General features: G+C 44.6%; 11 protein-coding genes and 1 pseudogene. 7 read left to right on the forward strand and 5 right to left on the reverse strand.

Going from position 1 to position 13,273, the window contains the following annotated elements; translation table 11 throughout:
* Positions 1–75 precede the first annotated feature (75 nt).
* Positions 76–1,377, forward strand: a complete 1,302-nt coding sequence (dcm, locus tag V7R39_RS09700; protein ID WP_334030365.1) for a DNA (cytosine-5-)-methyltransferase — start codon at positions 76–78, stop codon at positions 1,375–1,377.
* A gap of 213 nt (positions 1,378–1,590) precedes the next feature.
* Here dcm and V7R39_RS09705 read toward each other — a convergent pair.
* Positions 1,591–2,796: pseudogene (locus V7R39_RS09705) on the reverse strand (IS256 family transposase).
* A 189-nt stretch (positions 2,797–2,985) separates the two neighbouring features.
* Positions 2,986–3,183: a hypothetical protein gene (locus tag V7R39_RS09710; protein ID WP_334030367.1), complete on the reverse strand. Its 198-nt coding sequence runs from the start codon at positions 3,181–3,183 to the stop codon at positions 2,986–2,988.
* Between the two features lie 219 nt (positions 3,184–3,402).
* On the opposite strand from V7R39_RS09710, the gene V7R39_RS09715 reads away from it, so the two are divergent.
* Complete coding sequence (locus V7R39_RS09715) at positions 3,403–4,353, forward strand: IS30 family transposase (RefSeq protein WP_334030369.1); 951 nt, start codon at positions 3,403–3,405, stop codon at positions 4,351–4,353.
* Between the two features lie 50 nt (positions 4,354–4,403).
* Here the strand turns inward: V7R39_RS09715 and V7R39_RS09720 are convergent, their stop codons facing one another.
* Together V7R39_RS09720 and V7R39_RS09725 are read right to left on the reverse strand one after the other, a co-directional pair.
* Entirely contained in the window at positions 4,404–5,429 is a 1,026-nt protein-coding gene (locus V7R39_RS09720) for an HNH endonuclease domain-containing protein (protein ID WP_334030371.1), read from the reverse strand.
* Positions 5,430–5,471: 42 nt separating this feature from the next.
* Positions 5,472–6,074: a class I SAM-dependent methyltransferase gene (locus V7R39_RS09725; RefSeq protein WP_334030373.1), complete on the reverse strand. Its 603-nt coding sequence runs from the start codon at positions 6,072–6,074 to the stop codon at positions 5,472–5,474.
* A gap of 353 nt (positions 6,075–6,427) precedes the next feature.
* On the opposite strand from V7R39_RS09725, the gene V7R39_RS09730 reads away from it, so the two are divergent.
* From V7R39_RS09730 to V7R39_RS09740, 3 genes are all read left to right on the forward strand, one after another.
* Positions 6,428–8,512, forward strand: coding sequence for a TonB-dependent siderophore receptor (locus V7R39_RS09730; protein WP_334030604.1), 2,085 nt, complete (start codon positions 6,428–6,430; stop codon positions 8,510–8,512).
* A 61-nt stretch (positions 8,513–8,573) separates the two neighbouring features.
* Positions 8,574–9,689, forward strand: coding sequence for a PepSY-associated TM helix domain-containing protein (locus V7R39_RS09735; RefSeq protein WP_334030375.1), 1,116 nt, complete (start codon positions 8,574–8,576; stop codon positions 9,687–9,689).
* 98 nt (positions 9,690–9,787) lie between these two features.
* Positions 9,788–10,120 (forward strand): helix-turn-helix transcriptional regulator, encoded by a 333-nt coding sequence (locus V7R39_RS09740; protein WP_334030376.1) that lies wholly within the window; start codon positions 9,788–9,790, stop codon positions 10,118–10,120.
* A 268-nt stretch (positions 10,121–10,388) separates the two neighbouring features.
* Here the strand turns inward: V7R39_RS09740 and V7R39_RS09745 are convergent, their stop codons facing one another.
* Positions 10,389–11,132: a hypothetical protein gene (locus V7R39_RS09745; protein WP_334030378.1), complete on the reverse strand. Its 744-nt coding sequence runs from the start codon at positions 11,130–11,132 to the stop codon at positions 10,389–10,391.
* A 278-nt stretch (positions 11,133–11,410) separates the two neighbouring features.
* On the opposite strand from V7R39_RS09745, the gene V7R39_RS09750 reads away from it, so the two are divergent.
* Both V7R39_RS09750 and V7R39_RS09755 read left to right on the forward strand, forming a co-directional pair.
* Positions 11,411–12,562, forward strand: coding sequence for a sensor histidine kinase (locus tag V7R39_RS09750; RefSeq protein WP_334030380.1), 1,152 nt, complete (start codon positions 11,411–11,413; stop codon positions 12,560–12,562).
* Between the two features lie 23 nt (positions 12,563–12,585).
* A complete protein-coding gene (locus V7R39_RS09755; protein ID WP_334030381.1) occupies positions 12,586–13,257 on the forward strand; it encodes a response regulator transcription factor in 672 nt (223 codons plus the stop codon).
* Positions 13,258–13,273: the final 16 nt, after the last annotated feature.

The raw sequence follows: 13,273 nt of genomic DNA on the forward strand, positions 1-13,273 counted from the left end.
TTAAAAATATTATTGACTGTATAAATGTTCAGTGCTACCTTTCCTGGTGAAAAACCGGATAAGTTGGCAGAACTAATGCAGAATAATGATATCGCTCAATATGTTAAATGTACAAGAGAAAGCTTAGGCCTAGGGAGAACTGAGTTTGCAAATCTTCTAGGCATGTCCACTACTGGAGAAAGAACAGTCCGAGGATGGGAGACTGGAGAGCATTCGCCTTCTAAAGCTAAGCTGGAACTTATTAAAAATTTAGAATCTGAGTTGCATAAATATCATCAAAAAGCGCCGTTTAATAACTTAAAATTATCGAGTCCAACATTTAAATTCATAGATTTGTTTGCTGGTATTGGAGGTATCAGGCTTCCTTTTCAAAGACAAAATGGTAAGTGTGTCTTCTCTTCTGAATGGGATAAATTTGCTCAGAAGACTTACTTAGCTAATTTTGGTGAAGTGCCTAGTGGTGACATTACCAAGATCGCCGCTTCAGATATTCCAAGTCATGATGTGCTTCTAGGTGGCTTTCCTTGTCAAGCTTTCAGTCAAGCTGGCTTAAAACAAGGATTTAGCGATACACGAGGAACAATGTTTTTTGAGATTCAACGAATCCTTGTGGAAAAAAGACCAAAAGCATTTCTATTGGAAAACGTTAAACAACTCAAAGGTCATGATAAAGGTAACACCCTGAAGACGATTCTAGGGATACTACGTGGAGAGCATGAGTTTGACGTAACTGATGATATTCCGATCAGTGAAGAGGCTAGGCATGCACTAAGTGAGAAGCTTAACTACTGGGTTGATTATAGAGTATTGAGAGCTGCTGATTTTGGCGCACCACAAAACAGGGAGAGAGTTTATATTGTCGGCTTTGATAAGGATTATTTTAAAAACATAAACTTTGATACCGCGTTCAACTGGCCCGTACCGCCAAAGACAAAGACAAGACTAGGCGATATATTGGAAAATCTCAGTGATCTCAAAGACTCTGATGACAAATATACTATTTCAGAAAAACTCTGGGCTGGGCATCAGAGACGCAAATTAGAGCATAAGAATAAAGGTAATGGTTTTGGTTATTCCCTTTTCAATGCCGAAAGCGAGTACACCAGCACCCTTAGTGCAAGATACTACAAAGACGGGTCTGAAATATTAATTGATCAAGCAGATTTGAATAAACGCCCTCGAAAATTAACTCCGAGAGAATGTGCGAGGCTTCAAGGTTTTCCTGAGGAGTTTATCGTTGACGCAGTATCTCAAGGTCAAATCTACAAGCAGTTTGGTAATTCTGTTTGCGTCAACGTTATAAATGAAATAGCCAAAAGTATTGTTAGTACTATGTTGACGAATGGACAAAGCCAATCAGACTTTAGAGTTGCGTGACCATGCTGCCCTTGCAAAAATTAAGATTAAACCTATATATTTTTACAGTAGATTCTTAGGTGCTATTATTTTCTTCTATGTTCGAAAGGTTTTTTTAGAAATTCACTTTATTTAAAGTTTTAGCACAACGAAATAAATGTGTGGGCTATACTGAGGTACAAAAAATATGGTTTGAGACTGTAAAAAATTTTGTGTAAATGGCTGATTGCACTGTTAAATCCGATCTTGGTACATAATCTCGAACTGCGCCATGGCCGGTTTCCAGTTGCGTATGGGCATCGTCCACTTTTTCGAAGCCTGATGCAAGGCTAAGTACAACACCTTCATGACGGCTTCGTCGTTCGGGAACGACCGGCGGGTCTTGGTGATTTTACGCAGTGACGCGTTCAGAGACTCAATCGCATTGGTGGTGTAGATGGCCTTGCGTATCTCGACCGGATAATCGAAGAACACGCATAAACGTTCCCAGTTCGCTCACCAAGAGCGGCTGATGGTCGGGTGCTCTGCATCCCATTTTATTGCGAAGTCTTCCAGCGCGTGCTCAGCTTCAACGCGAGTGGACGCGCCATAAATCAGTTTTAAGTCTGCCGCGATGGTCTTGCGCTGCTTCCAGTTCACGTAGCGCAGCGAATGCCGAATTTGATGAACAATACACAGTTGCACCTGAGTTTTCGGGTAAACCGCTTCAATCGCTTCTGGGAAGCCTTTAAGGCCATCACAGCAGGCGATGAAGATATCCTCAACACCACGGTTTTTAAGCTCGTTCATCACCGACAGCCAGAACTTCGCCCCCTCAGTTTGGGCCATCCACAGGCCTAACAGCTCTTTTTCACCGTCGGTGTTAATGCCAAGCGCCAGATACACAGACTTATTCTGCACCGCGCCAGAATCACGGCTACGAACCACTAAGCAGTCGAGATAAACGACCGGGTAAAGTTTTTCCAGCGGCCGATGCTGCCAGGCCTTAACCTCGTCCATCACCGCGTTCGTTACCTGTGATATGAAGGTGGGAGAGACCTCAACACCGTACGCTTCCTCAAGATAAGCCTGAATGTCGCGAGTGGTCATGCCGCGCGCATAGAGTGCGACAATGCGCTCATCAAATCCGTTTAATTGACGTTCGCCTTTGCGTACTAGTTTGGGGTCGAAACTGCCGTTGCGATCGCGGGGAATATTGAGTTCAACATCACCGTTAGTGCTGCGAACATTCTTCTTCGTTTTGCCGTTGCGGGAGTTGCCGCTGTTGTTACCATCCGCATCGTTAGGGGCATAGCCTAGATGGGCTTCCATTTCGGCCTCTAACGCTCGTTCAGCAACCTTCTTAGTGAGCTGCTTAAGCAGGCCAGCTTCGCCTAAAATGTCTTCTGGTGAATCACAACCCTCAAGCAGTTGGTCGATAAGTTTGTCTGATATTGGCATTCTGATATCCTTCTAAGGAGTTGATAAGAATGCCATTTACACAGATATTTTTACACTCTCTATGGTTTACGTATCCAATCACGACGGCCAATTCAGCCAAAAAACTCGAGTATAAGTTTAGCAATTTTATTCAGGTTTTCAGCTATACGTTATTATTACTAATATCAAGGGCATTTTTATCTGTTTGATTTAGCCTCTTATCATTGAGAGTGCAGCCCTTATCGTTACCAATACGTCCTCGAATGGTATTTCAAACCCTGTATTACTCTGGTTCTTGAGTTCTAGAAGATTCATCAGGATAACTTCTGCGTTTTCTAAATTCAGATTTTCTTTATATATTAGCTTTTCTATTTCTGTTGGATGCATATTTTTGTGTATTTCAATCATTTTTAGCTACCTCCTTTTTATATTAAGGTAGCACTCTTTTTCAAACTAAACCGCTGTTCTTCAGTACTGTTTGTTACGATGAATCAAAAGCTATTATTAGTTGTAAATACAAACCCCCGAATTCAGATAATAAGTGCACCACTCTTGGTTAAATGGTGAGAAGAGATCAACTGCCTGTTGGTGGTACTCTGTAATCGCCAAAAAACAAGAGTAGTTACCATGAGTTACAAGCAGTTGATCGAGGGACAACGATACCAGATAGAGGCCTACTTACGCGAGGGTTTCAGTTACCGAGAAATCGGAAATCGTTTGAAAGTGAGCCACAGCACGATAAGTCGAGAGGTTCGGCGTAATAGAATTCGCGGTACGCATTATCTTCCTGAGGTAGCGCAATCAAAAACGGTAAAGCGACGACGAAGTGCAGCAAAATATCGTGTATCAGCACCCACTATTGTCTTTGTCGAGTTTGGGCTGAATGAAAAGTGGAGTCCCGGGCAAATATCAGGTGTGGGTAAACTTATCGGTCACTCAGTAAGCCACGAGTGGATTTACGGCTATGTGCAACGTGATAAATTAGCGGGAGGCAAGCTCTGTAAACAGCTGCGTCATGGTCGACGTAAGTACCGAAAAGGCAGTCGCGCGACACGCGTGATTATCCCGAACCGCATTGGTATTGAGCATAGGCCTGCTATCGTTGATCAAAAGAAACGATTTGGCGATTGGGAAGCCGATACCGTATTAGGGAAAAATGGAACGGGTGCGATTGTGAGTTTGGTTGAGCGCAAAAGTAAGTTTTATCTAATTCGTAAGGTGCCTGCGAAGAGCGCAGCGGAAGTCAGTCGTGCAATGGTTGGTATGTTATGGCGCTATCGCAGGCATGTGCACACGATTACCGCAGACAACGGCACGGAATTTTGTGGTCATGAGCTGGTCGCTGAAAAGCTGAAAACAGACGTCTACTTCGCCAATCCCTATTCGTCTTGGGAGCGAGGTTTAAATGAGAACTTTAACGGGTTACTGCGGCAGTACATCAGCAAAGGCACAGACCTGAGCACAATAACAGACGAGCAGATTGCGCAAGCGCAACGTGCTCTGAACTTAAGACCAAGGAAATGCCTTGGTTACAAACAAACTGAAGTTGTCTTTAATAAATTACACGGAGCGGCATAATTTAGCGAGTGGTGCACTTCGGACTTGAATTCGCGCCTCTATATGCTTGATTAAAAACCTATATGGTTAACTTGTTGAGGCTCCCACTTATGTACAATAGTAAGATTAGAGCAATCATAGGCATCCTGAAGAAACCTAATTCTACTCTTCTCGTTTAACCCTGTTTGTAACATCAAAGTCTCTCGAAGAGGGTGATGGCTACTAATTAAATATTCATTTCGTTTATGTAATCTTTCCAGCAGTTTTAATGTCGGTATGCGATCAAACTTGCCATTAGCTCCGCGGTTACATTCTTTGCATGCTAAAACTAAGTTTGAGATGCCATCTACAGGTTTACCGTCAGAGCATTCTTTTAATCGATGAGGAAAAAAGTGATCAACATCTGCCAAATTTTCAGAAAGCTTTTCAAGTGAGATTTCGCGGAAACAGTAGAAACATTTACCTTTCTGGTACCCATTTAGTGCATTGCGGCTAGAAGTTATTTCGATACGCCTCATTTTTTCACTTTTGGTAATCAAGGTTTCGGCTTGTTGATCATACTCTATCTGCACAACATTTTTAGAAACACCAAGTTCCCATGCGGTTTCAACTAGTCGCCATCTTGCCTCGGTTTCTTGATTAAGGTCGTAAAAACTGTCTGATTCTGCTACGTGAAAGAAATTATCAGATAATCGAATTCCATCATTCGTCTTTCGTTCATCATAGAAAAAACGATTATCGATATTTTTGTTATGAACATTATGGAAGGCATCAATAACGTTGTTGAAGCCGAACCTTCTTGTAGCCTCCGTTAAATCACTTTTTGAAATTTCGCCTAAGTTGTACTGACGACAATAATCTAGATATTTGCTGGTTTTAGACGTTGCTTGCTTATCGTTACTTTTCAAATGCTCGCAGATATGTTTCGCAAAATAGGGAGCTAGCTCTTCAAGCGTAATCAATTCGCTTTTTGTTTCGCGAAGGTCGTAGAGTGCTTTTGCTAAAGCAAATTTATAAGAGGCCACGTTCCTACCAAACAATATGATAGCTCGCCAATAATTTTCGTTGCTAGGATTGAGTTCATAAAACTTACTCACATCAATGTTTTCCTATCCTGTATTTGGCACTAAAATTTATTTTCATTCGCGAACCAACTCAACTGTCACCCACTCAACATCATTACGCTTTAACCCATCCTTACTAGGAACAGGGTTCAAATTACGCGCTGTTAAACCATTTTCTGCTGCCAATGCTTGCAGCTCTTCATAGTTAACAGGGTACATAGGCCGCTCTGGGTCGCTTGGGCCAAAGCGCAGGCTTATGTAAATTCGCCCATTTGTAGAAAGTAATTCGGCAAGGCGCTTTATAGCCGTTGGCCTGTCATCTATTGGCAGGTGCATCCACACGGCGGAAAGCAAAATAAGGTCGAAGTGTTGGTGTGGGGTAGGTAAGTTTGCCAGCACGGGTAGGGCGGCGTTACACCAAATCACTTTTTCTTTGGAGTGTTGCTTGGCTAATTTCAGTAATGCTTCGGCAGGCTCTGTTGCCGTTACCTGCCAACCTTTTGCGGCCAGCCAATTAGCATCGCGCCCACTGCCTGCGCCAACGTCTAATGCAGTAGTGGGCTGTGTGTTAGCAAGTGCTTGTTCGAGGTAGCCATGCACACTGTCTGCACTTATCGATTGATAAAGCGAGTAGTAGTGTTCTGCATTCGCACTGTAATGGTTAATGGTTGTTTTCAATACTAAAAATCCCTCTTTATATGCAGTGCAGGTGTATTTGCGCACCGTGTGCGTTTGTTAATTTGGCCGCTGCCTAGCTAAAAATTAGCATACCATGAAATTTTATCGCTTCCTCTTTCTACTTGGGCATCACCTTACCAAATCACCCGTAAAAGTTATGCAAATGATAACTATTGCTATTTACATTGCTGCAGCGATGTGTAAAATCTTGCGACCATAAATAACCGAACAACAAAAAGTGTGTACTTATGAAATGGTCAATCCTTACCTTGGCAATTGCTTCTGCAATAAGTTATTCCGCAACCGCAAATACAAGTGCTGAAACAGACAGTTCTGAAGTGAGCGGCTCTGAAATGAACGGCACTGAAATGAATGGCTCTGATATCGACAGCTCTGAAATAGAAAACATTGAGGTAAGAGGCTCCTACATTGAAGGGTACGGCGCGCACAAAGCCAGTGGTGCGTCGCGTATTAACTTGCCCATTAAAGACATTCCTCAGTCGGTGTCGGTTATTACCAGTGCACAGTTCGACGATTATCAGCTAAATGGCATTAACGATGTGCTCGATACCGCCACCGGTGTTAACGTGCAACGAGTAGAGACCAGCCGTACCTATTACAGTGCACGTGGTTTCGACATCAACAACTTCCAAATTGATGGCATTGGCCTGCCGCTTATTCGAGGCAATAACCACGGCGATGAAGACTCTGCTATTTACGATCGCATTGAAATTATTCGCGGGGCAAACGGGTTAATGACCGGCGTGGGCAACCCGTCGGCTACGGTTAACTTTATTCGTAAGCGCCCAGGTATGCAAAATGGCCTAACTGTACAAGGCTTAATTGGCAGCTGGGACAATCGCCGTATTGAAGTAGACGGCACGTATCGCGTAAATGAAGATTTTGGTATTCGCGGCGTGGCGGTGTCTCAGTCGCAAGAGTCTTATCTCGACCGTTACGAGCAAGAGCGCCAAGTGGCATACTTGTTCGCAGAGTACAATATTTCAGATAGCACCACGTTCTCGGTAAGCCATTCGTATCACACCAACAATGCCGACGGTAATAACTGGGGCGCTAACCCGCTGTTTTATTCCGACGGCACAGCCACTAACTTTGATGTATCTACCAACACCTCAGCCGATTGGGCGTATTGGGATGTTGAAAAACACAACACCTTACTAGAGCTAGATCACGTGTTTGCCAACAACTGGTATATGCGTGCTACTTACTCCCGAAAAGTAACCGATGAAGACTCAGAGCTATTTTATGTGTTTGGCACGCCAAATCGCGAGACGGGCCTTGGCCTAACCGGTTATGCCAGCGAATATGATCACGATGAAGAAACCGATTTAATTGACGTATACCTTACCGGTGATTTCAATCTTTTCGGGCGCTCGCATGAGTTTGTAGTAGGAGTAAACCATGCCTCTATGACGTTTGAAGATGTGTCGTTATACGATTTCACAACGGGCAATGGCTTTCCTGCAATGCCGCCGCTTGAAACCTGGGATGGCAATGCACCCATTCCTACCCTGGTAGATGGGCTAACGGGCGCCGATGTTGATACCGAGCAGTCGGCAGTGTATTTCACTACGCGCTTTAGCTTAACGGATGACTTGCACGTTACCGCGGGCGGCCGCCAGAACAGATGGGATACCAGCGGCATGTCGTACGATGTAGCGCAAGACGCTGAAGACAGCGAATTTATCCCTTATGTTGGCGTAGTATATGCGCTTAACGATTCCATTTCTGCTTATGCCAGCTACACAGAAACGTTCTTGTCTCAAACCGAGCTAGACATTAATAACAACACCCTAGCGCCCATTGTGGGAGAGAGTAAAGAAGTGGGCTTTAAAAGCGAGTTTTTTGAAGACCGCCTAATTGCTACAGTGGCTTACTTCGACATTGTGCAAGAAAATTTGGCCATACCCGACCCAGCGACAGCCGATTTACCGCCAGGCGAACAGCGTTTTATTGGCGCTACAGGTATAGAGTCTAGCGGTTATGAATTTGAAGTGGCCGGCGAGCTATTACCAGGCCTTCAAACCAGCATTGGTTATACCGATTTCACCATTGATGGCAATGAGCTGGTGGCCGACTACACGCCAGAGCGATTGCTTAAGTTTGCTGCAACCTATACGCCTGCAAGTTTCGATAAACTGTCTGTGGGTGTAAATGCACGTTGGCAAGACGACACCTCACGTGTGCAGGGTGTTGTGGGTGAAGGATTCGCAAACGCAGGCGACACCATTGTTACGCGCCAAGACGCCTATGCCATTATCGATTTGATGGCCAGATATCGTGTTTCAGACAACTTTTCTGTTGCCCTAAACGCCAACAACGTAGCAGATGAAAAATACATCAACAGCTTGTACTGGGCACAGGGTTTTTACGGTGCGCCAGCAAGTTATATGTTAAGCGCAACCTGGTCGCTATAACGGCATAACGGTTTACCGTGCGCTTCAACTGAGGTGCACGGGCTAAAAATGGAAGGTAGACATGCGTAAAACTCTGTTTAAGTGGCATTCCATAACGGCACTCATTGCAATGGTGCCGCTTTTTGTTATTTCGATTACCGGCAGTATACTGGTATTTAAGCCTGAAATTGATACGTGGTTAATGCCCTCGCACATGAGTGTGCAGGCAGCAGAAGGCCAGCCTCGTGAAAACTTAAATCAGTTAATTAGTAAAGTAGAAGCCACCCATCCCGATTATGTATTGGGAAGCTGGGAGCTATTTGATAACAAGCAGCGCAGCGATGCGGCGTACCTCATCAGTAAGTCTGAGGGCGAATGGTACAAGCTGTATGTCGACCAGTATTCGGGCACGCTGTTATCTACCCCTGTGACTGTCACTCATGATATTACCGACTGGTTACTGTCGCTACATTACACCTTTTTGATGGGCGTGATAGGCACATCCTTCGGGTTTGTGTTTTCTCTTATGCTGTTAGTGCTTGGCATCACAGGTATAATATTGCATCGCAAGTTTTGGACTAAGCTATTCACCCTGCGCGTGCAGGCGGCTAGGCGCATCTTTTTTAGCGATGTGCATAAGCTAATAGGCATACTATCTTCACCGGTGCTGCTTATTTTGGCGTTTACCGGGGGCTATTGGAATGCCTCTGAAGTGATACACGAAACCTTAGAACACGGCGACGAACACGCCTATGTTACCGAGGCCATTTACAGCCCAAATCTCGATTTTCAGCAGCTGGTTTATGGGTCGTCTAAGGCCATTGAAGGCCACCGACCAACTTATCTTACCTTTCCTTTTGAACCTGAAGCGCACATTAATGTGTTCGGCGACGTACCTAACAAGCCATATCTTTCAAGCGAATATTCCTCGGTGGTTACCTATAGCCGCGACTCTGGCGAAGTATTAGCTACGTTTGATGTAAGAGAGGAGTCGGGCTGGGCGGTGTTTGTTGATATGTTTAGAAAACTGCACTTTGGTTATTTTGCAGGCTTACCCAGTAAAATACTGTGGTGTGTGCTGGGTTTAAGCCCCGTGTTGCTTGCGCTGACAGGACTGTATTTTTACCTGTTTAGAAAGTCGCCTAAAAAGCCGCGGCGCAGGGGTGTAGAAGGTAATGAGAAAGCTACAGCCTTATAAAGACTCATAATAGTGTTGTCGATGGCTGCGCTGTAAAAATATACCATGTAAAACAAGTAATAATTGCCAACAATACAGTTTAAAACTATATTTTTACTATGAAGATAGAGTATGAAAAATTAAGCGACGGCAGAATTGCGATATCGCCCAGTGACTTTGAAGATATACTTGATGTTCTTGCATATGACGAGGCCAAGTCAGCTAATGAAGAAAATTTTCCTGTCGAGCTAGTTGAGCGCTTGATCGAAGGCGAAAGCCCTTTACGGGTATATCGCGAATTTAGAGGTTTTACTCAAGTGCAAGTTGCGCAGAAAGTTGGGCTAACTCAAGCAACCATTGCAGAGCTTGAAAAAGGTAAACAGAAAGGCTCTATTGATACGTGGAAGGCCTTAGCGTCTGCTTTGAATGTTGATATTGACGATTTAGTGTAAAGACATCCGTCACTCAAATATTATTTCAATGATTCGCTGTTACCTGATGATTGATTTTAAATTTACTTGAGTACATCGACTCGCTGAGTAGGCACCTGCCTAATGCAGTGGTAAATACAGCCACAAAAGAACGGTAAAAATTACTAAAAGTATAAATTGTACCAATCAAACTCACGATTTTTATCGCTTCATATATGGTTTTTAGCGGCTGCTTTACGTTTCCCCACGCTACTAAATACCACCATCTTCTTGCATAAAATACCTTGTCTTATATTTTCGCTTGAGTTTGCTTCGAATCCTTTGCAGTGCTTGTTCTGTACTGCCGTGACAGGCGGCTTATCGCTATGCCGCCTATTAACCCTGGCAAAACCCAGAACGCATACTGCCATGCGCCAATATCGCTAAATAAGGTACGCCCACCAAATGCTGCAAATGCAGTGTAAGCGGCGATGCCAGAGCCGATATAGCCGCCAAGATGCTCTACCAACCAAGCTTTGGGCGCTACTTGCTTGGAAAAAATAAAGCGCAGTTGCCCAATACTAATAGAGAGCCCAAGTGGGGCGAAAATGAGCATGAGAATATGCTGGTGCATTATGCCAATTACCCCAATAAACAGGCTAGTTGCAGTTAAAAGTACAGCTGGCGCAGTACGACTAACACGGCGAAGCGACAGGCTGCTTTGCTTGGCGTGTAGCGCCCATTGCCCCATCATGACCGATGCATACATTTGTACCGCCAAATGCAGTAAAAATATGGCGAAGCGCTGTAAGTTTGCCGCAGCAGCAGGGTTGTTTGCCAAGTTAGGGTTAACTGCAACGGGTGCAAATAGCCACACGCCAGCTAGCACTGCGCCACTACCAATAGTCCACAGCATAGCGTGGCGATAGTGGGCGCCAAATTTTTTGTGGTTAAGCGCGCCTTTACGAGTGGTAACTGGTACCCAAAAAAGCACCAGAGCAATAGCGCCGGCTAGTATGTGGCTATATAAAATAGCTTGGTATGAATAGCTCATCTAAAATCTCCAATTGTTCTGGTAAAAATCACAGCCTGTATAAGTGCCTGTCTTGATAACGCCCTAGTACTAGTAAAATTCGCCGCTTATAAGTGACTGTCTCAATAAGTGACTGTCCTAATAAGCGCTCGTTTAAAAGTGACTGTCTCAATAAGCGAAGACGGTGTATTGAGAAGTGTATCTAGAAGGAAACGAGCGCATCAGTGGCGAAAGTCACGATGTGAAAAATGACTTTTGGCCTATTCCAAAACCCGTGCAATTAACCAATACTGAGCCTTATGAAACTATCTCAATTACGTATTGCCCCCGAACAAAGTGGGGCGCTCATAACTATCTTGGTTGTTGCTGCAACTAATGCTTGGTTACTTATTGGTTCCGAAACGATCAGCACAATAAATATCGTTGCGATTATGTTGTGCTTTGTCCTTTTCACGTTTGGCTTTTTATTGATCAGCCAAAACGGACCACTTGGCGAGCACAATCGGCTTCGCACTGTTTTGGTAGGCATTGAATATGGGCTTGTGCTGGTACTATTTTCCTTAAGCCCAATGACATTCAACGCTATTTTATTGGTGATTTGGTCTGCGCTATTACCTTATTTTATGCCGTTTAAACGGGCACTTTTGCTGTCGCCAATTTGGTCAGCTTTACCATGGCTATTGTTTAGTTGGGTTTGGCAGTCGAGTAGCGGTTTGTGGGTTAATGCGCTGCTATTTTGGACATTCAACTTGTTTGCCTTAGTAATGATGGAAAGCCGTAAAAACGCAGAACGACAAACCGAGCGAGCGGAAGAGGCAAATAGAGAACTACGGGCGTTGCAAGATTTGATGCAGCAAGCTAGCCGCAAGGATGAACGCACCCGCATTGCTCGCGACATTCATGACTTGGTGGGGCATCATTTAACGGGGCTGTCGCTGCATTTGCAGGTGGCCTCACGCACAGCGTCGCCCGACCAGCGCCCCGCTATAGACCAGTGTTTAGGCATTGCGCGGCTGCTGCTTGCAGACGTTCGCGAAGCGGTATCAGACATGCGTGAATTTAATCAGCTAGATTTACTGCAGGCGCTTAATGCGCTTACCGCGCCTTTAAAAAATAAGATTCGGGTAAAAGTTGATTGCCAAGCTGACATCAGCAATTTAACCCTGCTTCAGGCAACTAATTTACTGCGCTGTATTCAAGAAAGTCTCACTAACACTATGCGCCATAGCAGGGCCGATGAACTTGTGATCAGCATTTACAGCAACGCTAACCAATTGCACATAGACATAAAAGACAATGGCGGCAGCGCTAGCTCTAATACCAATAATGTTATTCAGGGAAATGGCCTCAAAGGTATTCAAGAACGCATTAGCGAGCTAAATGGCAGTGCAACGTTTATCAACAGCGGTGGAGGTTTTCATACCTCGCTAATACTGCCGGAGGCGAAATGACTAGTAGTGCCGGAGGCGAAATTATGAGTAGTGCCGGAGGCGCAATGATAAGCGTATTAGTAGTAGACGATCAGCAGCTGTTGCGCCAAGGGCTGTGTAGTTTGCTAAGTTTATCTGACAAAGTAGACGTGGTAGGTCAAGCCAACGATGGGGTAGAGGCTATGAATTGGCTACAAAATAACCCCGGCCGCGCTGATGTTATGCTGTTAGATATTCGCATGCCACGCATGACAGGTATTGAGCTGCTCGAAGCCCTTAACAAGGCCAATGCGTCTATTCCAACTATTATGCTGACTACCTTTGACGATCATGAAAACCTGATGGGCGCGTTACGCGCTGGCGCAAAAGGGTATTTGTTAAAAGACGTGTCGCTAGAAACTCTAGTAGAAGGCATAGAGGCCGTTAATGCTGGTGAATCACTTATTCAGCCTGCCATTACCACTACGCTAATAAATAGCTTACAAGGGCTAAATACTGTAACGGAAGAGCCTGAACAGGTAGAACCGCTATCGAGTAAAGAGAAAGAAATTTTGCGTTTAATGGCTTCTGGCTGCAGTAACCGAGAAATTGCCGGTGCGCTTTATAAATCTGAAGGCACAGTAAAAAACCAAGTGTCGACTATTTTGGCTAAGCTGGGCGCGCGCGATCGCACTCGTGCCGTGCTTCGGGCGGTAGAACTTGGGGTAATTAGCTAGTACCTGTTTTAAAGGC

The organism is Alteromonas sp. P256 (genome assembly GCF_036864455.1).
In the GTDB taxonomy this organism is placed as follows: domain Bacteria; phylum Pseudomonadota; class Gammaproteobacteria; order Enterobacterales; family Alteromonadaceae; genus Alteromonas.

Bases quoted from the DNA above. Each gene is read 5' to 3' on its own strand.
- dcm (WP_334030365.1), top strand. From the start codon at position 76: ATGCAGAATAATGATATCGCTCAATATGTTAAATGTACAAGAGAAAGC.
- V7R39_RS09710 (WP_334030367.1), bottom strand. From the start codon at position 3,183: ATGATTGAAATACACAAAAATATGCATCCAACAGAAATAGAAAAGCTA.
- V7R39_RS09715 (WP_334030369.1), top strand. From the start codon at position 3,403: ATGAGTTACAAGCAGTTGATCGAGGGACAACGATACCAGATAGAGGCC.
- V7R39_RS09730 (WP_334030604.1), top strand. From the start codon at position 6,428: ATGAACGGCACTGAAATGAATGGCTCTGATATCGACAGCTCTGAAATA.
- V7R39_RS09735 (WP_334030375.1), top strand. From the start codon at position 8,574: ATGCGTAAAACTCTGTTTAAGTGGCATTCCATAACGGCACTCATTGCA.
- V7R39_RS09740 (WP_334030376.1), top strand. From the start codon at position 9,788: ATGAAGATAGAGTATGAAAAATTAAGCGACGGCAGAATTGCGATATCG.
- V7R39_RS09745 (WP_334030378.1), bottom strand. From the start codon at position 11,132: ATGAGCTATTCATACCAAGCTATTTTATATAGCCACATACTAGCCGGC.
- V7R39_RS09750 (WP_334030380.1), top strand. From the start codon at position 11,411: ATGAAACTATCTCAATTACGTATTGCCCCCGAACAAAGTGGGGCGCTC.
- V7R39_RS09755 (WP_334030381.1), top strand. From the start codon at position 12,586: ATGAGTAGTGCCGGAGGCGCAATGATAAGCGTATTAGTAGTAGACGAT.